General features: G+C 68.7%; 25 protein-coding genes and 1 riboswitch. Of the genes, 7 read left to right on the forward strand and 18 right to left on the reverse strand.

Features of this window, described 5'->3' with window-relative positions:
- Genes AC1DVU_RS18025 through AC1DVU_RS18040 form a run of 4 tightly spaced genes read right to left on the reverse strand, consistent with a single transcriptional unit; the run spans position 1 to position 3,510 of the window.
- Entirely contained in the window at positions 1–756 is a 756-nt protein-coding gene (locus AC1DVU_RS18025; RefSeq protein ID WP_476923850.1) for an LOG family protein, read from the reverse strand.
- Positions 753–1,814, reverse strand: coding sequence for a succinyl-diaminopimelate desuccinylase (gene dapE / locus AC1DVU_RS18030; RefSeq protein ID WP_476923851.1), 1,062 nt, complete (start codon positions 1,812–1,814; stop codon positions 753–755). Before dapE ends, AC1DVU_RS18025 begins: the two co-directional genes overlap by 4 nt.
- A gap of 36 nt (positions 1,815–1,850) precedes the next feature.
- Complete coding sequence (locus tag AC1DVU_RS18035; RefSeq protein ID WP_476923852.1) at positions 1,851–2,528, reverse strand: VOC family protein; 678 nt, start codon at positions 2,526–2,528, stop codon at positions 1,851–1,853.
- Positions 2,529–2,556: 28 nt separating this feature from the next.
- Entirely contained in the window at positions 2,557–3,510 is a 954-nt protein-coding gene (locus tag AC1DVU_RS18040; protein WP_476923853.1) for a DUF2867 domain-containing protein, read from the reverse strand.
- A gap of 57 nt (positions 3,511–3,567) precedes the next feature.
- On the opposite strand from AC1DVU_RS18040, the gene AC1DVU_RS18045 reads away from it, so the two are divergent.
- The gene (locus AC1DVU_RS18045; RefSeq protein WP_476923854.1) at positions 3,568–4,155 is read left to right on the forward strand and encodes a TetR family transcriptional regulator; all 588 of its coding nucleotides are present in this window, start codon (positions 3,568–3,570) and stop codon (positions 4,153–4,155) included.
- Here the strand turns inward: AC1DVU_RS18045 and AC1DVU_RS18050 are convergent.
- The 9 genes from AC1DVU_RS18050 to AC1DVU_RS18090 all read right to left on the reverse strand — a co-directional run bounded on the left by AC1DVU_RS18050 (position 4,152) and on the right by AC1DVU_RS18090 (position 12,215).
- Positions 4,152–5,051: an aminoglycoside phosphotransferase family protein gene (locus AC1DVU_RS18050; protein ID WP_476923855.1), complete on the reverse strand. Its 900-nt coding sequence runs from the start codon at positions 5,049–5,051 to the stop codon at positions 4,152–4,154. The genes AC1DVU_RS18045 and AC1DVU_RS18050 overlap by 4 nt on opposite strands.
- A gap of 9 nt (positions 5,052–5,060) precedes the next feature.
- Positions 5,061–6,782, reverse strand: coding sequence for a phosphomethylpyrimidine synthase ThiC (gene thiC, locus AC1DVU_RS18055; protein WP_476923856.1), 1,722 nt, complete (start codon positions 6,780–6,782; stop codon positions 5,061–5,063).
- The gene (gene thiD / locus AC1DVU_RS18060; protein WP_476923857.1) at positions 6,782–7,576 is read right to left on the reverse strand and encodes a bifunctional hydroxymethylpyrimidine kinase/phosphomethylpyrimidine kinase; all 795 of its coding nucleotides are present in this window, start codon (positions 7,574–7,576) and stop codon (positions 6,782–6,784) included. The genes thiC and thiD overlap by 1 nt, the downstream gene beginning before the upstream one ends.
- Positions 7,573–8,157: a thiamine phosphate synthase gene (locus AC1DVU_RS18065; protein WP_476923858.1), complete on the reverse strand. Its 585-nt coding sequence runs from the start codon at positions 8,155–8,157 to the stop codon at positions 7,573–7,575. The genes thiD and AC1DVU_RS18065 overlap by 4 nt, the downstream gene beginning before the upstream one ends.
- Positions 8,154–8,930, reverse strand: a complete 777-nt coding sequence (locus tag AC1DVU_RS18070; RefSeq protein ID WP_476923859.1) for a thiazole synthase — start codon at positions 8,928–8,930, stop codon at positions 8,154–8,156. The genes AC1DVU_RS18065 and AC1DVU_RS18070 overlap by 4 nt, the downstream gene beginning before the upstream one ends.
- The gene (gene thiS, locus AC1DVU_RS18075) at positions 8,927–9,127 is read right to left on the reverse strand and encodes a sulfur carrier protein ThiS (protein WP_476923860.1); all 201 of its coding nucleotides are present in this window, start codon (positions 9,125–9,127) and stop codon (positions 8,927–8,929) included. The genes AC1DVU_RS18070 and thiS overlap by 4 nt, the downstream gene beginning before the upstream one ends.
- Positions 9,124–10,242: a glycine oxidase ThiO gene (thiO, locus tag AC1DVU_RS18080; RefSeq protein WP_476923861.1), complete on the reverse strand. Its 1,119-nt coding sequence runs from the start codon at positions 10,240–10,242 to the stop codon at positions 9,124–9,126. The genes thiS and thiO overlap by 4 nt, the downstream gene beginning before the upstream one ends.
- A complete protein-coding gene (thiE, locus tag AC1DVU_RS18085) occupies positions 10,239–10,859 on the reverse strand; it encodes a thiamine phosphate synthase (protein WP_476923862.1) in 621 nt (206 codons plus the stop codon). The genes thiO and thiE overlap by 4 nt, the downstream gene beginning before the upstream one ends.
- Positions 10,857–10,967: riboswitch (TPP riboswitch) on the reverse strand. Its footprint overlaps the gene before it by 3 nt.
- A gap of 96 nt (positions 10,968–11,063) precedes the next feature.
- Positions 11,064–12,215: an acyl-CoA dehydrogenase family protein gene (locus AC1DVU_RS18090; RefSeq protein ID WP_476924079.1), complete on the reverse strand. Its 1,152-nt coding sequence runs from the start codon at positions 12,213–12,215 to the stop codon at positions 11,064–11,066.
- A 102-nt stretch (positions 12,216–12,317) separates the two neighbouring features.
- Between AC1DVU_RS18090 and AC1DVU_RS18095 the strand changes: the two genes are divergently transcribed.
- Complete coding sequence (locus AC1DVU_RS18095) at positions 12,318–12,911, forward strand: hypothetical protein (RefSeq protein WP_476923863.1); 594 nt, start codon at positions 12,318–12,320, stop codon at positions 12,909–12,911.
- Positions 12,912–12,921: 10 nt separating this feature from the next.
- Positions 12,922–13,542, forward strand: a complete 621-nt coding sequence (locus AC1DVU_RS18100) for a pyridoxamine 5'-phosphate oxidase family protein (protein ID WP_476923864.1) — start codon at positions 12,922–12,924, stop codon at positions 13,540–13,542.
- Positions 13,543–13,677: 135 nt separating this feature from the next.
- Here AC1DVU_RS18100 and purE read toward each other — a convergent pair whose 3' ends face one another.
- From purE to AC1DVU_RS18125, 5 genes are read right to left on the reverse strand one after another with little or no spacing between them, the layout of a single operon-like run.
- Positions 13,678–14,193: a 5-(carboxyamino)imidazole ribonucleotide mutase gene (gene purE, locus AC1DVU_RS18105; protein WP_476923865.1), complete on the reverse strand. Its 516-nt coding sequence runs from the start codon at positions 14,191–14,193 to the stop codon at positions 13,678–13,680.
- Positions 14,186–15,313 (reverse strand): 5-(carboxyamino)imidazole ribonucleotide synthase, encoded by a 1,128-nt coding sequence (locus AC1DVU_RS18110; protein ID WP_476923866.1) that lies wholly within the window; start codon positions 15,311–15,313, stop codon positions 14,186–14,188. The genes purE and AC1DVU_RS18110 overlap by 8 nt, the downstream gene beginning before the upstream one ends.
- A 9-nt stretch (positions 15,314–15,322) precedes the next feature.
- Positions 15,323–16,312 carry an adenylate/guanylate cyclase domain-containing protein gene (locus tag AC1DVU_RS18115; RefSeq protein WP_476923867.1) on the reverse strand — a complete coding sequence of 330 codons (990 nt, stop codon included), beginning with the start codon at positions 16,310–16,312 and terminating at the stop codon, positions 15,323–15,325.
- Positions 16,299–16,811, reverse strand: coding sequence for a PH domain-containing protein (locus tag AC1DVU_RS18120; protein ID WP_476923868.1), 513 nt, complete (start codon positions 16,809–16,811; stop codon positions 16,299–16,301). The genes AC1DVU_RS18115 and AC1DVU_RS18120 overlap by 14 nt, the downstream gene beginning before the upstream one ends.
- Before the next feature lie 12 nt (positions 16,812–16,823).
- A complete protein-coding gene (locus tag AC1DVU_RS18125; protein ID WP_476923869.1) occupies positions 16,824–17,633 on the reverse strand; it encodes a biotin--[acetyl-CoA-carboxylase] ligase in 810 nt (269 codons plus the stop codon).
- A gap of 51 nt (positions 17,634–17,684) precedes the next feature.
- On the opposite strand from AC1DVU_RS18125, the gene AC1DVU_RS18130 reads away from it, so the two are divergent.
- Genes AC1DVU_RS18130 through AC1DVU_RS18145 form a run of 4 tightly spaced genes read left to right on the forward strand, consistent with a single transcriptional unit; the run spans position 17,685 to position 20,813 of the window.
- Positions 17,685–19,277 carry an acyl-CoA carboxylase subunit beta gene (locus AC1DVU_RS18130; RefSeq protein WP_476923870.1) on the forward strand — a complete coding sequence of 531 codons (1,593 nt, stop codon included), beginning with the start codon at positions 17,685–17,687 and terminating at the stop codon, positions 19,275–19,277.
- Positions 19,274–19,564, forward strand: coding sequence for an acyl-CoA carboxylase subunit epsilon (locus AC1DVU_RS18135; protein ID WP_476923871.1), 291 nt, complete (start codon positions 19,274–19,276; stop codon positions 19,562–19,564). Before AC1DVU_RS18130 ends, AC1DVU_RS18135 begins: the two co-directional genes overlap by 4 nt.
- On the forward strand, positions 19,561–20,223 hold the full coding sequence (locus AC1DVU_RS18140) for a hypothetical protein (RefSeq protein WP_476923872.1): 663 nt from the start codon (positions 19,561–19,563) through the stop codon (positions 20,221–20,223). The genes AC1DVU_RS18135 and AC1DVU_RS18140 overlap by 4 nt, the downstream gene beginning before the upstream one ends.
- Positions 20,220–20,813: a Maf family protein gene (locus AC1DVU_RS18145; RefSeq protein ID WP_476923873.1), complete on the forward strand. Its 594-nt coding sequence runs from the start codon at positions 20,220–20,222 to the stop codon at positions 20,811–20,813. The genes AC1DVU_RS18140 and AC1DVU_RS18145 overlap by 4 nt, the downstream gene beginning before the upstream one ends.
- The last annotated feature ends 15 nt before the right edge of the window (positions 20,814–20,828 follow it).

Consider the following 20,828-nt stretch of genomic DNA (forward strand, 5'->3'; position numbering starts at 1 on the left):
TCAGGCGTCCTTGGCGACGAACCACTCGACGGCCTCGTCGATGTCGTCGGTGAGGTGCAGCATGTCGATGTCGGGCTGACCGATCTTGCCGTCCGTCAGCATCGTCGTGCGCAGCCAGTCGATCAGCCCGCCCCAGTACTCCGTGCCGAACAGCACGATCGGGAACGACGTGATCTTCTGCGTCTGCACCAGCGTCAGGGCCTCGAACAGCTCGTCCATCGTGCCGAAGCCGCCGGGCAGCACGACGTAGCCCTGGGCGTACTTGACGAACATCGTCTTGCGGACGAAGAAGTAGCGGAAGTTGATGCCGAGGTCGACCCACTCGTTCATGCCCTGCTCGTGCGGGAGCTCGATGCCGAGGCCAACGGAGACACCGCCGCACTCGCTCGCGCCGCGGTTGGCCGCCTCCATCGCTCCGGGACCGCCGCCGGTGATGACGGCGTAGCCCTCGCCGCACAGCTTGGCGGCGATCCTCTGGGCCGCTTCGTACATCGGGTCGTCCGGCTTGGTCCGCGCCGAGCCGAAGATGCTGACGGCCGGGCCGAGCTCGGCGAGCGCGCCGAACCCCTCGACGAACTCCGACTGGATGCGCAGGACCCGCCACGGGTCGGTGTGGACCCAGTCGGACGGCCCACGCGAATCGAGCAGTCGTTGGTCGGTCGTGCTCGTCGGACGCTGCGAGCCGCGCAAGCGCACGGGGCCCTTGCGGTGGTCCGGCCTGGGCTGCCTCGCGTCGGTCATGCGTTCTTCAGTCATGTGGTGAGCCATTTCTCGAGACGGTCGCGCACCTGGTGCAGGTGCTCGACGGGTACTTGCTCGTCAGCCTTGTGGGCGAAGATCGGGTCACCGGGCCCGTAGTTGACGGCCGGTATGCCCAGGAGCGTGAACTGTGCGACATCGGTCCAGCCGAACTTGGGGTGCACCTCGCCGCCAACGGCCTCGACGAATGCCGCGGCAGCCGGGTGCGACAGGCCCGGGAGCGCGCCGGGCGCGGAGTCGGTGATCGTCAGGCCGAAGCCCTCGAACGTCTCCTGCAGGTGCTGGTGCGCCTGCTCCTCGCTGCGATCCGGGGCGAAGCGGTAGTTGACCGTGATGACGGCCTCGTCGGGGACGACGTTGCCCGAGACGCCACCGCTGATGGCGACGGCGTTGAGTCCTTCGCGGTAGGTCAGGCCGTCGATGTCGACTGTCCGTGCGACGTACGCGTTGAGGCCGTCGAGCACGGGGGCGAGGGCGTGGATCGCGTTGCTGCCCATCCAGGCGCGCGCCGTGTGAGCCCGCTCCCCTGCGGTGCGGATCTCGGCGCGCATCGTGCCCTGGCAGCCGGCCTCGACACCGGCGTTGGACGGCTCCATGAGGATCGCGAAGTCCCCGGCGAGCAGCTCGGGGCGCTCTCGGGCCAGCCGGCCCAGCCCGTTGTGCTCGGCAGCGATCTCCTCACCCTCGTAGAACACGTAGGTGATGTCGCGGACCGGCTCGGTGACCGTCGCGGCCATCATGAGTGCGATCGCCACGCCGCCCTTCATGTCGCACGTGCCCAGACCGTGGAGGATGTCGCCCTCCAGCCGCGACGGCAGGTTGCCGTTGGCGGGCACCGTGTCAAGATGCCCGGCGATGACGACGCGCTCGGCACGACCGAGCGACGTACGGGCGACGATCGTGTGTCCATCACGTACGACTTCGAGATGCGTCAAAGGGCGCAACGCCGCCTCGACCGCGTCGGCGATGACCTGCTCGTCCAGGCTCTCGGAGGGGATGTCGACGAGCGCGGCGGTGAGGCTGACGACGTCGGTGGTCAGGTCGAGTGCGGGCACGGGTTCATTCCACCACGGGGCACCGAGTCCAACAGGTCACTCACTCGGGAAGGCGCAGAACTCGTTGCCCTCGGGATCGGCCATGACGGTCCACGACCGTTCTCCCGCGGGGGTCAGGATCGTCGCGCCCGCGGCGACCAGGTCGTCGACAGTGGCTCCGGGGAGCAGCGTCACGTCCCAGTGGATGCGGTTCTTGACCGTCTTGGGCTCAGGCACCGGCACGAAGTCGAAGCCCTCGGTCGACAGACCGGGAATCTCTTCGAGGTACGAGTAGCCGTGGTCGTCGTGAGTCACCTTGCCGCCGATGACGCCGGCCCACCAGTCGGAGATGGCGACATGGTCGGCCGAGTCGATCACGAGGGACTTGAACTTCATCGCCGGTGGCTCGTCGTAGGTGAACACGCAGAACTCGCCGCCCTCCGGATCCCTGAACGTGGTCCACGGGAACTCCCCGGGCTTCGAGACCAGCTCGAAGCCGGCGAACGGCTCGAGCGACGCGGCCCGGACGTCGAGGTGCACCCTCTGCTTGACGGTCCTCGGCTCGGGGACGCGGTTGATCCACAGCTCCTCGCCCGCCCTGGTACCCCGCAAGTGGGCGTCACCGTCATCGTCGAGCCTCTCGAGCTCGAAGCCGAGGGTGCTGGCCCAGAAGTCCTGGACCGCGGAGACGTCGTTCGCATCGATGCACAGAGCTTGGAAGGTCACAAGAGGCATGGAGTCAGCCTGCCACGGCTCGCGCGGATCAGCGAGCGGGCACGACCTCGGCCCTGGGCACCCGGCCAGCGGCACGTCGCAGCATCGCTCGTACGACGGCAGGGTGCAGCCGGCGCACGATGAGCCAATAGAGCCCGCCCCGCCGGTTGTGCAGGTGGACGACGGTGCTCACGACGACACGGTCGGGCTCACAGAGCACCGACGCGCGGAAGCCCAGATGGCTCTGGTCGATGCCAAGGAGCACCTCGTCCTCCGTGCGCGCCACCGGGTCGAACGCGCGGCGACCAGCCCGATCGATGCCCACCAGGCGTACGAGCGACTCCCGCGCCAGCAGCAGGGCACCGACCCAGAGGGGCGGCGCCCGAAAGACTGCGTCGGCCCACGCCTGCGGGTCCGACGAGCTGCCGGACGGCCGCCGGACTGCGTAGGCGTCCGCCCAGTCCACGTGCGGCAACGCCTCCGCGAGGAGTGGTGTGTCCGGAACCGGTACGGCTGCCACCCGCGGACGCGTCGCCCGACGGATCAGCCGGACCCACCACGACCATCGGGCACGCTGAGCCGGCGGGTGACCGGCGTCGGTCGCGACCCGGTCCATCAGGTCCTCCACGACAGCATCGTGCAGCCAGCGCATCGCCAGTGGCCACACGAGCCGCATCGTGCCCGTGGTCCGGCCCTCCACCACGTGCCGCACGAGGCAGGACTCGGAGTCCTGCGGGATGACGTCGAAGCGGTGCGTGCCGCGGAGTCCCACGCGCTCGTCGAACGTGAACTCGACGGATCGCCCGGGGACGTACTCGGTCACCTGGTAGCGGATCGGGCCATGCCGTCCGCGGACCCAGAGCGCGAGCGGCGCCTCGAGCACCATCGCCGGCCAAGCAGGCGACGGCCACCAGGTGTCGTCGTCGCTGCCGATCCGGTCCAGCGACTCCCCGACGCGCGACGCAGGTGCGGCGATGAGGCGTTCATGCACATTGATGACCATGGAACTTCCTCCATACGCCTCCGTATGGAGGGCTCGTCCATACGGTAGCGTATGGACATGACATCTGCCAAGAGCTCGCGCGCCTCCCTCACCGCGGAGGACTGGAGTGCGGCCGCGCTTGCAGCCCTCGAGCGCAACGGCCTCGCCGCCGTGGCGGTGGAGCCGCTCGCCAAGACGCTCGGCGCGACCAAAGGCAGCTTCTACTGGCACTTCACGGGTCGCGACGACCTCATTGCCGCCGCCCTGGAGCTGTGGGAGCGGCGTGACACCGACGGCGTCATCGCTGCCGTCGACCGGGCAGCCGACGGCACGGACCGGCTACGCATCCTGCTGCGTCTGGTGCTCGGGGCCGTGGTGGGGACGCCTGGTGCGGGTTCGATCGAGCTGGCGCTGCAGCCACACGCGGACCATCCGTTGGTCGCGCCCGTGCTGGCGCGCGTCACGGAGCGCCGCATGTCGACGCTCGTGGCACTGTTCGCCGAGCAGGGCCTGTCCAAGGCTCACGCCCGCGACCGCGCCCTGCTGGCATACGCGGCCTACCTCGGCCATGCCCAGCTCGCGCACGCGACGCCAGACCGGCTGCCCACGGGCAAGGCGTTCACGGCGTACGTCGACCGCATCGTGGAGACGTTGGTGGACGTCTAGTCCTGGACTGCCTTGATGATCGCGATGGCGGTCGTCACACGCTCGGAATCGCCGTCCTCTATCGCCCACATGGCGTTGTGCGTCTCGCGGACGATGACCCAGTCGCGAGCCCGCTCCTCGTCAAGGCCTGCACCATCCACGACGGTGTGGAAGCGACGGCGGACGGCCTCGCGCACGTCGGCCGAGGCGACGATCTCGTCCCATCGGTTGAACAGCGCGAGGTCCACCTCGTAGTGCGGATCGCCCGAGACTGGTTGTGGGTCGATCGCCAGCCAGGGCTCCCGGTCCCCGGCCAAGACGTTCTCGTAGTGCAGGTCACCGTGGATCAGCGTGCCATCCGTCGCCGGGTCCGTGACCAGATCCCGGCCGAGGCTGATGGCTTGCTCGACGATGCGCCGCGGCATCGGTGCGTCCCTCGGCAACCGTTCGAGGTCGTCGGTGTAGCGGTGGACGTACGAGCTCAGGGTCAACAGCTGCGGTGGCGCAGGAACGTGCAGCTGTGCGTAGAGCCCAGCGATGATCTCGCAGGCCTCGAGGTCGCCGAGCTGCGTCAGGTCCTGCGTCGACAGCCGTTCGAGCAGCATCGCGTTGCGGCGTGGGTCGGCGCGCAGCATCAACACCGCACCATTGCCGTGCCAGTGCTGAAGCGCCAGGATCTCGTGCTGGCACTCCTCGTGCGGCCAGGCGACCTTGAGCACCGCCGCCCGACCTTCTGTGCGTACCGGCAGGACGAGCGACGTCCAACCGTGCATCGGCTCGCCATCGACCGCGAGGCCCCACTCGTCGAGCAGGTCGCGCACGATCCGCGGGACATCGCCGACCCAAGCAGCCCACTGGTCGTCCCGGTCGGCAATCGCCAGAAATGTCGGCGGCAGGTCGAACGGCAGCAGGCTCACGTCACGAGCCTAGGCGGGTCCGCTGTCCGTCGACTCGAGATACACCGAGCTGCCCAGCTCGATGAACTCCTCGGCCTTCTCGTCCATGCCTGCGCGAAGCGCCTCGGCTTCGTCGAGCCCACGCTGCTCGGCGTACCGGCGCACGTCCTGGCTGATCCGCATGGAGCAGAACTTGGGGCCGCACATCGAGCAGAAATGCGCTGTCTTGGAAGCCTCGGCGGGCAAGGTCTCGTCGTGGAACGACTCGGCGGTGTGTGGGTCGAGAGACAGGGCGAACTGGTCGACCCAGCGGAACTCGAAGCGGGCCTTGGACAGGGCATCGTCCCAGTCACGGGCACCCGGATGACCCTTGGCGACGTCGGCGGCATGGGCCGAGAGCTTGTACGTGATGACGCCGGTCTTCACGTCATCACGGTTGGGCAGTCCCAGGTGCTCCTTGGGTGTGACGTAGCACAGCATCGCGGTGCCGTGCATGGCGATCGTGGCCGCACCGATCGCCGAGGTGATGTGGTCATAGCCGGGAGCGATGTCAGTCGCGAGAGGGCCGAGTGTGTAGAACGGCGCACCGTGGCACCAGTCCTGCTGGAGCACGACGTTTTCCTCGACGAGGTTGAGCGGCACGTGTCCCGGTCCCTCGACCATGACCTGGACGTCGAACTCCCAGGCCCGCTTGGTCAGCTCGGCAAGGGTCCTGAGCTCGGAGAATTGGGCGTCGTCGTTCGCATCGGCGACGCAGCCGGGGCGGAGGCCGTCGCCGAGGGAGAAGCTGACGTCGTACCTGGCGAAGATCTCGCACAGCTCGTCGAAGTGCGTGTAGAGGAAGTTCTCCTGGTGGTGGGCCAGGCACCAGCCCGCCATGATCGAGCCGCCCCGGCTGACGATGCCGGTGATGCGCTTGGCCGTCATCGGCACGTACCGCAGCAGCACGCCGGCGTGGATCGTCATGTAGTCGACGCCCTGCTCGCACTGCTCGATCACCGTGTCGCGGAAGATCTCCCAGGTCAGCTTGTGCGCCTCCCCGTTGACCTTCTCCAGGGCCTGGTAGATCGGGACGGTGCCGATCGGGACCGGTGAGTTGCGCACGATCCACTCGCGGGTCGTATGGATGTCGTCGCCGGTCGACAGGTCCATGACGGTGTCGGCTCCCCAGGTCACCGCCCAGGTCAGCTTGTCGACCTCGTCGGCAATCGAGCTGGTGACGGCCGAGTTGCCGATGTTGGCGTTGACCTTCACCAGGAACCGCTTGCCGATGATCATCGGCTCGGCCTCGGGGTGGTTGACGTTGGCCGGGATGATCGCCCGACCGGAGGCGACCTCCGCCCGGACGAGCTCAACGGGCAGCTGTTCACGGATCGCGACGAACTCCATCTCCGGGGTGATGACACCCTTGCGCGCGTAATGCATCTGCGTGACCACCGCGCCGTCCTTGCTCCGCACCGGGTTGGGGCGGGCTCCACGCCATTCGTCGGAGGCGCCTCCGCGGCGAACGGCTGACCGTCCGTCGTCGAGCAGTTGCGGCCGGCGTCCCTCGTAGCTCTCGACGTCCCCACGCTCCGCGATCCAGGTCGAGCGCAACGGCGGCAGGCCGACCTCGGGATCCGCGCCCGGACCCGCCGTCGTGTAACGGTCGAACGACTCGCCATTGGTCAGCGCGACACGGGTGACCGGGACAGCGATGTCCGCGCGCGTGCCGGTTCGGTGGACGGTGCTGTGAGAGGAATGGATCTGCATCAGTTCTCCTTGGTGGGGGTGCGGATGTGTGAGACGGGGCCTCGGCCGCGGCCGAGCTCCCAGGTTCTGGAGGTGGCAAGGGCGCGTCCCACGAATGCCTGGGCGCTCCGCACGACGGTCTCGAGCGGGCGGCCGTGGGCGAGCCCGGCGGCGATGGCCGCGCTGAAGGTGCACCCGGTGCCGTGGTCGTTGGAGGTCTCGACCGTGGCATGACTGAGTCGGGTCAGCCTTCCGGACCGGTCGACCAGGATGTCGGTGCAGGAAGTGCCCTCCGGATTCCCTCCGGTGAGGACGACCGCCGGCCCGAGAGTGTGGAGGGCGTAGGCCATGTCCTCGGGCGATCCCACGCCGCCGAGCAGTCGGGCCGCCTCGTCACGGTTCGGGGTGATGACCGTCGCCGAAGGAAGGATGATCTGGCGGTATGCCAGGAGCACCTCGCCGGTGGCGAGCTCGTCGCCGCTCGTGGACACCAGGACCGGGTCGACGACGAGAGGCGTGGACGGATGCCGGCCGGCCACGTCGGCGACGAGTCGGGCGGTCCCCGGGCTGCCGAGGACTCCGGTCTTGATGGCAGCCACAGTCACGTCGCCGAGGACCGTGTCGATCTGCCGCGCCACATCGGCGGGCGACATGAGCGTCACGGCATGGACCGCGGTGGTGTCCTGGGCGGTGACCGCGGTGACGGCACACGCACCGTGGACGCCCAGCGCGGCGAACGTGGCCAGGTCGGCGGTCAGTCCGGCCCCGCCACCGGAGTCGGTTGCCGCGATGGACAGGACGACGGGAGGGGTCATCGGTTCACCTCGGCGAGCAGGCTCTCCGCCATCGCTGCGGGGTCGTTGGCCCTCATGAGTGACCCCATGACGGCGATCCCGTATGCCCCGGCGTCCCGGAACGAGCGGGCGTTCCCGGCGTCGACACCGCCGAGCGCGAACACAGGTGTGCCATTCGCCGCAGCCACCAGGCGACGTACGCCTGGCGGCCCGAACGGCGGGCCGTAGCCGGGCTTCGAGTCGCTGGGCGCGACGGGCGAGACGGTCACGTATGACGCTCCGTCACCGGCCGCCCGGCGCACCTCGGCCTCGTCGTGGCAGGAGCGTCCGCGAATCGCGGCGGCGGCATCATCGTCCTGGGCGGCCGCAAGGTGCACTCCGCTCGACCCCTCCAGGTGACAGCGCGCCGTGATCAGGACGATGCCGGGGATCCGGGCGAGCGAAGTCACCAGAGCCTTCCGCTGACCGACCGAGAGATCTAGCTCGCGCACCACGAAGTGGGTGGCACCGGCGCTGGCGCAGGCGGAGACCGCCTGGGTGAGGGAACGTCCGAGTGGCAGCTGCGCGCGATCGGTGAGGACCAGCAGGCGGGAGAGGCTCATGTGCCCACCCGCCCGATCGACGGCGTCGAGGCACGAGCGGTGGTGAGCTCCGGGATCCGCCCGGCATTGCATGCGAGCCGGCCGGCGTCGACGGCGAGCCGCATCGCGGTCGCCATGGCCACTGGCCTCTCGGCACGGGTGATGGCGCTCGCGGCGAGGACGGCGTCGCAGCCGAGCTCCATCGCGAGGGCGGCATCGCTGGCCGTACCGATGCCCGCGTCGAGCACCACCGGCACTGCGACGGCGGCGCGTACCGACTCGATGGCGCGGGGGTTGCTGATGCCTCGGCCCGAGCCGATCGGCGAGCCCAGCGGCATGACCGCTGCACAGCCGAGGTCGGCGAGTCGTCGCGCGACCACTGGGTCGTCCGTCGTGTAGGGCAGCACCGTGAATCCCTGCTCCACCAAGGTCTCGGCAGCCGACAAGAGCTCGACAACGTCGGGCATCAGGCTGGTCTCGTCCCCGATCACCTCGAGCTTGACCCAGCTGGTCCCGAGCGCTTCTCGCGCCAGCTGGGCGGTGAGCACCGCCTCCCTCGCCGACCTGCAGCCAGCGGTGTTGGGGAGGATCCGTACGTCTGCCCTTCTGAGCTCGTCAAGGAGCGATCCCTCCGACTGGTCGGAGATGCGGCGGATCGACACCGTGACGAGTCCGGGTCTGGCGGCCTCCACCACGTCGGCGATGGTGGCAATGGTCGTCAGGCCACCAGTGCCGATCCACAGCCTCGAGGTCACCTCCTCCCCCGCGATCTGCAGGCTGTCTGTCGCGCTCATCCGCCCTGCTTCGCGGTCACGATCTCGACCACATCCCGGTCGGCGAGAACGGTCTCCGCCCAGATCGCCGCGCGGACGACATCTCCGTTGACTGCTGCCGCGATGCCGCTGACGGGCAACGCCCTCGAGGACATCAGTGCAGCAAGGGTCATGCCGTCGGCAACCGGTTCCGGTATGCCGTTCACCGTGATGTTCATGCGGTGCTCCCTGTCTTGACGGTGTGGGGGTCGAAACGGTTGGGGTGAAAGGGCAGGGCAACATCGGGGACGACCTCGCTCTCGACGTACGCCCGTATGGTCGATGCCGTGATGGGCGCCAGGAGGACTCCTCCGCGGTAGTGGCCGCCTGCGACGAGGAGCCCAGGGGTCGACGAGGGACCGACGAGTGGACCGTTGTCCGGCGTCCCGGGCCGTATCCGGCACGTGACGTCGAGGATCCCGGCAGCATCGAGGGTCGGCACCAGCGCTCGGGCATCCTCGAGGAGGCGAAGGACACCACCGACCGTCGGTGTCGGTTCGCCGGCGTGCTCCTCGGAGGTCGCGCCGATCACGACCTCACCGCCGGCACGCGGCACGACGTACACCGGGCGCCCGTGGATGTTGGCGCGGATCGTCCTGCTGGGTGGGTCATCCGTACGGACAAGGACGATCTCCCCGCGCACGGGGCGGACGACACGACGGGGTCCGGGGAGCAGCTCGTCGAGCCGGTGTCCGGTCGCGACGACGACGACGTCGGAGGCATGGATCGAGCCGCGATCCGTGACGACACCGCGGCACCGACCGTCGACAACGTGCGGCTCTGCGTTGGCGTGGATCAGTCGCTCGCCGATCCCGGCCATCAATGCTGCTGCCACCCGGCGGGGGTTGACGCTGTGGTCCCCCGGCAGGAACACGCCTCCGGCCACGCGGTTGCTCAGAGCTGGCTCTTTCCCGATGAGCTCGTCACGACCGAGCTGCACGGCCTCGACACCGTGTGCCGCCAGCAGGTCCATCGTGCGCAACACGACGTTGAGATCGTCGTGGTCCTTCCCCACGAGGAGCGTTCCGGCATCCCTGTGGTCTACGTCGACTCCCGAGGACGTCGACAGCCGATCGGCATACTCGGCCCACATACCGGCCGAGGCAAGCCCGAGCCGCAGCAGGGCATCCTCACCGTGCCAGGCCTCACCGGCGGGCGACAGCATCCCCGCAGCGGCGTATGTCGCTCCCTGTGCGGGGTCGGCGTCGAAGACCGAGACGACGTGGCCGTGCTCGACCAGCTCGTGCGCGCAGGCCAGGCCGATCACGCCAGCGCCGATGACGGCAACCCTCATCGGACCGGCTGTGCCAGAGCGGCGCTGTGCACTGCCGCGACGACTTCTCGGGCGGCCCGTATGGGGTCCGGAGCCCTCGACACGGCGGCGATCAGCGCGACACCGTGGGCCCCAGCAGCCATGACCTCCGGAACACGATCGACGTTGATTCCCGAGATCGCGATCGCAGGAAGGATCCCGGAGATCGCCGTGAGTGCGGTCAGGCCCAATGGCTCGGGAAGGTCCGTCTTGGTCGTCGACGGGTAGATCGGCCCGACTCCGAGGTAGTCGGCTCCGTCGGCCTGTGCCTGCCGGGCCTGCCGGATGTCGCGGCACGTTCCGCCGACGAGGAATCCATTCGGAGCCAGCCGCCGGGCTTGCGCGACCGGCACGTCGCCGAGACCGAGGTGGACCCCGTCCGCGCCGGCCGCCAGGGCGATGTCCAGCCGGTCGTTGACGATCACCCTCGCCCTTTTCCGGACCGTGCGGACGACCCCCTCGGCGAGCTCGAACAGCTCCCGGTCGGTGAGGTGCTTGGCTCTGACCTGCACCGCGTCGACGCCCGCTGAGACGATCTCGTCGATCAACTCGGGCGGCGTGTGTGGCAGGTCGGTAATGACGTGGACACGTGGCAACACGATTCAGCTCCTCGCTTCCTGCGCCGGCATTATCCGGATCAGGTTCAACGGTCGGAGCGTCTGCAGCTCCATCTCAGCCCGATGCTTCGGGCTCCCGCGGTGGATGTGCCGTCACGCTATCAGAGCCAGAAATCGGCGGCGGTCCTGCGGACATGGCAAAGGCGCCCGACCAACGTTTCCGCTGGTCAGGCGCCTTGGTCGACGTCAGAGCGTGCTCTGCACCCCGGCGAGGAGCTGGCGAGCCATGACGACGCGCTGCACCTGGTTGGTGCCTTCGTAGATCTGGGTGATCTTGGCGTCGCGCATCATCCGCTCGAGCGGGTAGTCGCGGGTGAAGCCGTAGCCGCCGAGGAGCTGGACGGCATCGGTCGTGACCTGCATCGCGGTGTCGGACGCGAACGCCTTGGCAGCGGCGCCGAAGAACGTCAGGTCCTTGTCGCCGCGCTCGGAGCGCCCGGCGGCGGCGTAGGTCAGCTGGCGGGCGGCTTCGATCTTCATGCCCATGTCGGCGAGCATGAACTGCAGGCCTTGGAAGTCGGCGATCTTGTGACCGAACTGCTTGCGCTCCTGGACGTACCCGAGGGCGTAGTCCAGCGCACCCTGGGCGACGCCGACGGCCTGCGCGGCGATCGTGACGCGGGTGTGGTCGAGAGTCTTCATCGCGGTGGCAAATCCCGTGCCCTCCGCACCGATCATCCGTTCGCCGGGGATGCGGACGTTGTCGAGGTAGACCTCGCAGGTCGGTGAGCCCTTGATGCCGAGCTTGCGCTCCGGAGCGCCGAACGACACACCCTCGTCGGACTTCTCGACCACGAACGCCGAGATGCCCTTCGTACGCTTGTCGGGGTCCGTGACTGCCAGGACGGTGTAGAACTCGGACTCGCCGGCGTTGGAGATCCAGCGCTTGACGCCGTTGAGCACCCAGCCGTCGCCATCGCGGACGGCCCGGGTCTTCTGGTTGGCGGCATCGCTGCCGGCCTCGGGCTCGGACAGGCAGTACGAGAAGCCCTCACCCTGAGCCAGGCGCGAGAGGTAGTTCTTCTTGAGCTGCTCGTCACCGGCGATCATCAGCGGGAGCGAGCCGAGCTTGTTGACCGCAGGGATCAGCGAGGCAGAGACATCGACGCGGGCGATCTCCTCGATGACCAGCACCGTCGCGAGCGCGTCGGCCCCGGCTCCGCCGTACTGCTCGGGCACGTGGGGCGCGTGGAAGTCCGCCGCCAGCAGGGCCTCGGCGGCCTCGCGGGGCCAGCGCGCCTGCTCGTCGACATCAGCGGCGAAGGGGGCGATCTTGGCCTCGGCGACGGCGCGAACCGCCTCGCGGATGGCCTGGTGCTCTTCGGACAGGACGAACATGTCGGACACGTGGACTCCCGATAGTAGGACGACCTACTAATCATACCCTCGCTGACGAGCGCTGCCGACCATGCTTTTCGTGGCATCGGACACACTGGCGGCATGACCAGCTCCTTCACTGGGCACATCGCGGGGCTCGGGACGTCGTCGGGCGTACGCATCGTGGTGGGCGCCTGGGACATGAGCCCGTTCGGCGCGTTCGCCGACGTCATGGTCGAGGATGCGTCGGGCCACCGCACGCTGCTCGCTCCCCGCCAGAGCGTCGCCGACTCGGTGGCGTCGGTGTACTCGTTCGACGAGGTCCGCATCGAGCCGGTGTCGGTCGAGCGGGGTGACGAATGGTCGATCCACACCCGGTCGCTACAGCTGCGCTTCACTCCCGGTCAGCGATTGTGGGTCGCGCCGTTCCTCGGTCTCGTGCCGGCGCCCGTGCGGCGTACGGCGACGTGGGCCAGGGTCTGCAACCCGGTCGCCGGTCGGGTCATGCCGGGCGTACGGACGTACGGCTCGGCGGGCAACGGCCGGACCGAGTGGTATGCCGCGAAGGACGTACGCCGTCTGGTCTCCGCACGGGCGACGTGGGAGGGCGAAGAGCTCGGCGAGCTGGGTCCCGTCGAGCCGGCCGTGCACTTCGGTTTCTCCTCGGCTCCGGCCAGCCCGACCCTCACCGCCCTGACGTCATACGTGCGCCGGTAAATTTCTCGGCATGCGGACCGAGATCACGACCGAGGCCGAGCTGCGCGACGTGCTGGGCACCCCGTTGCAGCACGTCCTCGACAAGGACTCTCATGCCTTCCGGCCTGAGCACCGCGCGTGGATCGCGGCGTCCCCGTTCTGCCTCGTCGCGACGTCCGACGCCTCGGGAGCCTGCGACGTCTCGCCCAAGGGCGATCCGGCCGGCTTCGCCCACATCGTCGACGACACCACGCTCGCGATTCCGGAACGGCCCGGCAACAAGCGGGCCGACGGCTTCGCCAACATCCTGCAGAACCCGCACGTGGGACTGATCTTCTTCATCCCCGGCCGCGGCGACACGCTGCGGGTCAACGGCAGGGCGACGCTGCTGGCCGATGCTCCGTACGCCGACGAGATGGTCGTCAAGGGTCACCGACCGGTCGTGATCCTCGAGGTCGCAGTCGAGCAGATCTTCTTCCACTGCTCCAAGGCGTTCCTGCGCTCGAGCCTCTGGAAGCCCGAGACCTGGCACCCTGACGCGGTGCCCAGCCGCGCACAGATCGCCAAGGCCCTCGAGCGTCCCGACGACTCGATCGAGGAGCTCGAGGCGTACTACGGCCCGCAATACGCGGACAAGCTCTACCAGGGCTGACGGTTTACCACGTTCTCCTGGTAAACGATCACTTCTCTGGGCAACCCGCACTTCTTCGGGCTAGGCGCCACTTCACCGGGCAAATTTGCCCGGTGAAGTGGCGGTTTACCACGTTCTCCTGGTAAACCGCCGCGGTCAGCGGAAGCCGGCGCCACCGCTCGGGTTGCGGACCTTGTCGCCCTTGGCGCGCGCGATGTCGGCGAGCTCGGCCTGGAAATCGACCATCTTCTGCGTCAGCTCCGCGTCACCCGTCGCGAGGATCCGTACGGCCAGCAGCCCGGCGTTGCGGGCGTTGCCGATCGACACCGTCGCGACCGGCACGCCGGCAGGCATCTGGACGATCGACAGCAACGAGTCCATGCCGTCGAGGTGCTTGAGGGCGACCGGCACGCCGATGACGGGCAGCGGCGTCACGGCGGCGAGCATGCCGGGCAGGTGGGCCGCTCCCCCGGCGCCGGCGATGATGACCTCGATGCCGCGACCGTGCGCCTCGCGTCCGTAGGCCAGCATCTCGTCGGGCATGCGGTGCGCCGACACGACATCGGCCTCGTACGCGATGCCGAACTCGCCCAGCGCCGTTGCGGCGGCTTCCATCGTGGGCCAGTCGGAGTCCGAACCCATCACGATGCCGACTCTGGGTTGATCAGTCATGGGTCACGCCCTCTGTGAACAGTGCTGCCGCGCGACGGGCCCGGATGAGCACGTCGTCGAGATCTGGTCCGTATGCGGTCACGTGGCCCACCTTGCGGCCGGCCTTGACCGACTTGCCGTAGAGGTGGATCTTGACGTCCGGCTCGGCGGCGAGGACGACTGCGCGCTGGGCCTCGAGGTCCTCCACGGCACCGCCCAGGATGTTGACCATGACGGACCACGGCGTATGTGCATCCGTCGCGCCGAGCGGCAGGTCGAGCACGGCCCGCAGGTGGTTCTCGAACTGGCTCGTGACCGCGCCGTCGATCGACCAATGGCCGGTGTTGTGCGGCCGCATCGCGAGCTCGTTGACCAGCAGGCGCCCATCGGTCGTCTCGAACAGCTCGACCGCGAGGATGCCGGTGACGTCGAGCTCGGTCGCGATGCGCTCGGCCAAGGCACGGGCCTCGGCCTCCAGCTCCGGATCGAGGTCGGGGGCCGGAGCGATGACCTCGGCGCACACACCGTCGGCCTGCCGCGACTCGACAACGGGATAGGTGCGCACCTCGCCGGACGGCGATCGGGCCACCAACGCGGCCAGCTCACGGCGGAAGTCGACGAGCTCCTCGGCGAGCAGCGGACGGCCGGCCGCGAACGCCTCAGCGGCATCAGCCGCCGAGCGTACGACCCACACGCCCTTGCCGTCGTAGCCGCCACGCGTCGTCTTGACGACGGCGGGGAAACCAAACATCGCAAGGTCTTCAGCTCTGGTGACCATACGGAAGCGCGGGCAGGGTATGGACATCTCGGAAAGTCGCGCTCGCATGTCGCCCTTGTCCTGCGCATACAGCAGCGCATGGGGCCCGGGCCGGCACGCGTGGCCCTCGGCCTGAAGCGCTTGAAGGTGCTCTGGCGGCACGTGCTCGTGGTCGAACGTGACGACCGGGGCGTCGGCGACGACGGCACGCAACGTGTCGAGGTCGGTGTAGTCACCGACGACGTGATCGGGGATGACCTGGGCGGCCGAGACGTCAGGCGCTTCGGCGAGGAGCCGGATGCGGATGCCGAGGCCGATCGCGGCCTGCTGCATCATGCGAGCCAGCTGGCCACCGCCGATGACCGCGAGCTGGGGTGAAGGCACGCCGCCAGCCTATCGGGACCGGAAGCCGCGGCGTTCAGTCACCGTGATGGGCGAGACGTTGCCGAACCCGCGCAGCGGCCGGGGCGGCAGCGTGCGGGTGTCGAACTCGTCACCGAGGGTCGCGGCGGTCGCCGCGTCGACCAGCACACGGTTGCTGCGTGCCACGTGGGAGAGCCGGGCGGCGAGGTTGACCGGTGGGCCGAAGACGTCGCCGAGCCGGCTGATCGCCGATCCGGTCGCGAGCCCGACGCGGATGTCGGGCATGTCGTCGCGCGACGAGATCTGTGAGACCAGGTCGAGCGCCGTACGAGTGCCCTCGGGAGCGTCGGCGATCACGAACAGGACCGCATCGCCGAGCGTCTTGACGACCCGGCCGCCATGCGCCGTGACGATGTCGGTGCATCGCGTCTCGAAGTTCTCAACCAAGGCACCGAGCGTCGAGTCGTCGAGCTCGTTGGACAGGGACGTGAAACGCGAGAGGTCCGCGAAGCCGACCGTCATGACGGTCGACAACAGCTCCTCGTCGGCTGCGCCGAGGGCCTCGATGCGCGCCGCAGCGGCCGCGAGGTGGCGCCGCCAGGCGTAGATCATGAGCTGCTCGAACCCCGGCGCCGCTTCCGTCGCCAGGCTCACAGCCGCGCTGAGCCGGCTCTCGGACTTGCCGTCCTGGACATCGTGCTCGACCTGCCCGACGAGGGTGGAGACCTGCCAGTCAGCGAGCCGCGACATCGTGGTGCCGAGCGCACGGGTGATGCGGTAGACGGTCTCCTCGTCGAGCACCCCCGACTCGATCGCCGCGGAGACAGTCGCCACCGCAGCGACGTCGGGGTCGCCGTACGCGATCGCCTCGCCCGTGTCGGGAAACCCGAGCGCGCGCCACAGCCTCTGGCCGTCGTCGAGGCTCATACCGCCCTTGTCGACGACTTCCGCGCTGGTGAGGGTGAGCTCGCCGCCGAGGATCAGGCGGGCCAGCTCGTCGCGAAGCTCAGATCGACTCATCACTCGCCGACTTGTCGTGCTTCTCGAACACGAGGTTGGTCACGGTGCGGTGGAACGCCTCGATGTGCGGGATGTCGTTGAGCTCGAGGCCGGCCTGCTCGCTGGCATCGTGGATGATCAGCGTGCCGCAGCCGAGGATGCGGTCGTTGAGGTTCTTCTCGAACGCGACATCGTTGATGCGGCTCAGCGGGATGACCCGGCCGGTGCGGGTCAACAAGCCCTTCTGCTCGACGATGCGCTTGTTGGTCAGCGTGTAGGTCCAGGTGAGCCACTTGAGGAACGGCAGCACCGAGCCCAGGAGGATCAGCACGAGCATGATCGCCAGGACGATCCACCGCGGGATGCCGTCGCCGGAGTCACCGACCTGGTTGATCAGGAAGCCTCCGATGCCGGCCAGGACAAGCAGGACGACGAACGGGATGAACAGCACCTTGATGTGGGTGCGGGTCGTGGCGATGACCTGTTCGCCATCGATCATCAACTTCCGGGGGAGGCTCATACGGCGATTTTGTCACGTCGCCGGTCGGACGTGGGTGATATCACCTGCGCTGATGGCCTGGCCGTCGACCAGCAGGCGGCCCAGCTCGTCGATGCCGGTCGCCTGGCCCTCCAGCGAGCCGCCGTCCGGGAGGCTCACGCGGACTCGCGTGCCCAGCGTGACGCACCGCCGGACGTACGAGTCGCGGATGCCCGAACCGGGATCGCCCCCGGCCGCGGACCAGGCCCGGTAGAGCGCCTCGAGGTTGCGCAGGAACGCCCGCAAGACGATCGTGCGATCGGTCTCGGTCGCCCCTTCGAGCACGAGAGAGGTGGCCGTGTCGACCGGCAGCTCCTCGCGGCGCAGCGACACGTTGAGGCCCACGCCGATGATCGCCGCCGACCCGATCGGGGTGTCGACGCGCTCGAGCAGGATCCCGGCGATCTTGCGACCGTCGACCAGGACGTCGTTGGGCCACTTGAGGCCGGACTCGACACCACACTCGTGCACGGTCGCGTCCACTGCGAGGCCGACCAGGAGCGGCAGCCACACCCAGCGCGCGGCCGGCACGGAGTCGGGGCGCAGCAGCACCGAGACGATGACGCCCGAGCCGGCTGGTGACTCCCACGCACGGTCGAGCCGGCCGCGACCGGCAGTCTGCAGGTCGGTCGTGTGGATCGTCCCCTCCGGCGCACCGGCCCGCGCCGCCGCAGCGACGTCGACGTTGGTGCTGCCGGTCTCGGAGGTCACGACGATGTCCTTCCAGAACCGGTCGGGCCCCGTCAGCGCCGTGCGCAGGGCAGCGGCATCGAGAGGCGGGCGGTCCAGGTCGCGATATGGCATGAGAACAGACTCACATACCGGTCACGGCCTGCGATCGTTACGCTGACCCCCGTGACCGAACACGAGATCGAAATCCATCCTGAGCTCCACACGACCGCCGGCAAGCTCGCAGACTTCCAGCGACGCCAGAAGGAAGCCACGGTCGACATGGCCGCGCGCGCGGCCGAGAAGCAGGCCAAGAAGGGCCGCGGATCGGCTCGCCAGCGCATCGAGGACCTCCTCGACGAGGGCTCGTTCGTCGAGCTCGACGCACTGGCTCGGCACCGCAGCACGGCGTTCGGGCTGGAGGAGAACCGGCCGCTCGGCGACGGCGTCATCACGGGCTACGGCACGATCGACGGCCGCCAGGTGTGCGTCTTCAGCCAGGACTTCTCGATCTTCGGCGGCAGCCTCGGCCAGGTCTACGGCGAGAAGATCACCAAGGTCATGGATCTGGCGATCAAGTCCGGCTGCCCCATCATCGGCATCAACGAGGGCGCCGGCGCCCGCATCCAGGAGGGTGTCGTCTCGCTCGGCCTCTACGGCGAGATCTTCAAGCGCAACGTGCACGCCTCGGGCGTCATCCCGCAGATCTCGCTGATCATGGGCACCAACGCCGGCGGGCACGTCTACTCCCCCGCGGTCACCGACTTCGTCGTGATGGTCGACAAGACCTCCAACATGTTCATCACCGGGCCCGACATCATCAAGACCGTCACCGGCGAGGACGTCACGATGGAGGACCTCGGTGGCGCTCGTACGCACAACACCAAGTCCGGCAACGCGCACTACATGGCCGCAGACGAGGAGGACGCCCTCGAGTACGTCAAGGCGCTCATCTCGTTCCTGCCGCAGAACAACATGGAGGAGCCCGAGCCGTACGACGAGGTCGCGGACCTCGAACCGACCGAGACCGACCTCGCGCTCAACACCCTGATCCCGGACTCGGCCAATCAGCCGTACGACATGCACACCGTGATCCAGTCGATCGTCGACGAGGGCGACTTCCTCGAGGTCATGCCGCTGTTCGCGCCCAACATCATCATCGGCTACGGCCGCGTCGAGGGCCGCAGCGTCGGCATCGTCGCCAACCAGCCGATGCAGCTGGCCGGCTGCCTCGACATCGACGCATCCGAGAAGGCCGCGCGCTTCGTACGTACGTGCGACGCGTTCAACATCCCGGTCCTCACGTTCGTCGACGTGCCCGGCTTCCTGCCCGGCACGGGCCAGGAGTGGGACGGCATCATCCGCCGCGGCGCCAAGCTCATCTACGCCTACGCCGAAGCCACGGTCCCGCTCGTCACGGTCATCACCCGCAAGGCGTACGGAGGCGCGTACGACGTCATGGGGTCCAAGCACCTCGGCGCCGACATCAACATCGCCTGGCCGTCAGCCCAGATCGCCGTCGTCGGCGCATCGGGAGCCGTCGGCATCCTCTACCGCAAGGAGATCGCGGCGGCCGACGACCCGGATGCCAAGCGCGCCGAGCTGATGACCGAGTACGAGGACACGCTCTGCAACCCCTACCTGGCGGCAGAGCGCGGCTACGTCGACGCCGTCATCGAGCCCGCACAGACCCGCGCCGAGGTCGTCAAAGCGCTGCGGCTGCTCAAGACCAAGCGCGAGACGCTGCCGCCCAAGAAGCACGGGAACATCCCACTGTGAGCGACAACTCGGCCCCTAGCGACGAAGTCGCGGGAGGGAGCGAAGCGACCGAAGGGGCTCCCTCAGGACACAAGCCCATCCTGCGGGTCGTCAAGGGTGACCTGACGCCGGAGGAGCTGGCTGCGCTCGTCGCGGTCGTGGCGGCCCGCAACGCCGCCGCGGCGCACGCCGCCGCCCGGGCCAAGCCCAAGGTCCGGTCGCAATGGGGCCACCCCGCACGCATGGCCCGCGCGCCGCACCACGTCGGCCCCGATCTCTGGCACCGCTCGGCATACGGCGGCCGATGACCCTGCGCCCGCTGGCGGATGTCTCGCCGGCCGAGTGGTTCGTCGACGACGCCGCTTCGCCCCTCTCGCTCCACCTGGGACCAGCTGGCTTCGAGTCATACGTGCGGGTGCTGCACAGCCAGATGGGGCCCGACGACGACCGCTACGAGGGCCACCTCGAGGAGCACCTCCTGCGGGCGCTGTGCGAGGTCCTGGCGGAGCACACCACGACCCCGGACGATTGCTACTTCGGGTTGTGGGACGGCTACGGCGAGCTGTACGGCGGCGATTCGACGTTGTTCCTCACGGCCTTCAGCGGTCCGATGCGCTGGCCGGGCCGGATGTTCGGCAAGGAGAAGCCGCCGTCACCGCCACCACCGGCGTTCGCGCCCTCGGTCCTGGACGGGCCCAAGGTCGCGTTCTTCTACGACTACCTGCTCTTCGGCGGTCCGCTCAGCGACGCCGGCGAATGGGGTGCGGCGAGCTACGGCCACTCGATCCGGCGCGACATCAACAGCCCCAACCTGATGTGGCCCGCCGACCACGCCTGGTTCGTCACGACCAACATCGAGAGCACCTGGACCGGAGTCGGAGGCACGAAAGAGCTGATCGACGATCTCCTGGCCGAGCCGCGGCTCGAGGTCGTACGCAACCGCTATGACGAAGGAGCCCTGCGTTGAGGATCATCCTGGCCTCGGCATCGCCCGCCCGCCTCGCGACGCTGCGCTCCGCGGGCATCGAGCCCGAGGTCGTCGTCTCCGGGGTCGACGAGGACCGCATCACGTCGACCGACGCCGCCAACCTCGCCGCCGCTCTGGCGCAGCTCAAGTGCCGCACCGTCGCTGCGCAGGTCGAATCCGAAGCGCTGGTCATCGGCTGTGACTCGGTGCTCGCGTTCGAGGGCGAGATCTTCGGCAAGCCCGCCGGTCCGGTCGAGGCATCAGGCCGCTGGCGGCGCATGCGCGGCAGCAGCGGTGTGCTGCACACGGGCCACTGCGTACGCCATGGCGACGAGGAGTTCGTCGAGACCGCGTCGACGATCGTGCACTTCGCCGACATCAGCGACGCCGAGATCGATGCGTACGTCGCCACCGGTGAGCCGCTCCAGGTCGCCGGCGCGTTCACGATCGACGGCCTGGGTGGCGCCTTCATCACCGGCATCGAGGGCGATCATCACAACGTTGTCGGGCTGTCGCTGCCGTTGCTGCGTGAGCTCGTGGGCGACCTCGGGATCGCGTGGACCGACCTCTGGTCATTGCCCAACGGCTGAATCCGTTGGTCTATG

The organism is Aeromicrobium sp. P2_G6 (assembly GCF_056403535.1).

Bases quoted from the DNA above. Each gene is read 5' to 3' on its own strand.
- AC1DVU_RS18025 (WP_476923850.1), bottom strand. From the start codon at position 756: ATGACTGAAGAACGCATGACCGACGCGAGGCAGCCCAGGCCGGACCAC.
- AC1DVU_RS18035 (WP_476923852.1), bottom strand. From the start codon at position 2,528: ATGCCTCTTGTGACCTTCCAAGCTCTGTGCATCGATGCGAACGACGTC.
- AC1DVU_RS18040 (WP_476923853.1), bottom strand. From the start codon at position 3,510: ATGGTCATCAATGTGCATGAACGCCTCATCGCCGCACCTGCGTCGCGC.
- AC1DVU_RS18045 (WP_476923854.1), top strand. From the start codon at position 3,568: ATGACATCTGCCAAGAGCTCGCGCGCCTCCCTCACCGCGGAGGACTGG.
- thiC (WP_476923856.1), bottom strand. From the start codon at position 6,782: ATGCAGATCCATTCCTCTCACAGCACCGTCCACCGAACCGGCACGCGC.
- thiD (WP_476923857.1), bottom strand. From the start codon at position 7,576: ATGACCCCTCCCGTCGTCCTGTCCATCGCGGCAACCGACTCCGGTGGC.
- AC1DVU_RS18065 (WP_476923858.1), bottom strand. From the start codon at position 8,157: ATGAGCCTCTCCCGCCTGCTGGTCCTCACCGATCGCGCGCAGCTGCCA.
- AC1DVU_RS18070 (WP_476923859.1), bottom strand. From the start codon at position 8,930: ATGAGCGCGACAGACAGCCTGCAGATCGCGGGGGAGGAGGTGACCTCG.
- thiS (WP_476923860.1), bottom strand. From the start codon at position 9,127: ATGAACATCACGGTGAACGGCATACCGGAACCGGTTGCCGACGGCATG.
- thiO (WP_476923861.1), bottom strand. From the start codon at position 10,242: ATGAGGGTTGCCGTCATCGGCGCTGGCGTGATCGGCCTGGCCTGCGCG.
- AC1DVU_RS18090 (WP_476924079.1), bottom strand. From the start codon at position 12,215: ATGTTCGTCCTGTCCGAAGAGCACCAGGCCATCCGCGAGGCGGTTCGC.
- AC1DVU_RS18095 (WP_476923863.1), top strand. From the start codon at position 12,318: ATGACCAGCTCCTTCACTGGGCACATCGCGGGGCTCGGGACGTCGTCG.
- AC1DVU_RS18100 (WP_476923864.1), top strand. From the start codon at position 12,922: ATGCGGACCGAGATCACGACCGAGGCCGAGCTGCGCGACGTGCTGGGC.
- purE (WP_476923865.1), bottom strand. From the start codon at position 14,193: ATGACTGATCAACCCAGAGTCGGCATCGTGATGGGTTCGGACTCCGAC.
- AC1DVU_RS18115 (WP_476923867.1), bottom strand. From the start codon at position 16,312: ATGAGTCGATCTGAGCTTCGCGACGAGCTGGCCCGCCTGATCCTCGGC.
- AC1DVU_RS18120 (WP_476923868.1), bottom strand. From the start codon at position 16,811: ATGAGCCTCCCCCGGAAGTTGATGATCGATGGCGAACAGGTCATCGCC.
- AC1DVU_RS18125 (WP_476923869.1), bottom strand. From the start codon at position 17,633: ATGCCATATCGCGACCTGGACCGCCCGCCTCTCGATGCCGCTGCCCTG.
- AC1DVU_RS18140 (WP_476923872.1), top strand. From the start codon at position 19,561: ATGACCCTGCGCCCGCTGGCGGATGTCTCGCCGGCCGAGTGGTTCGTC.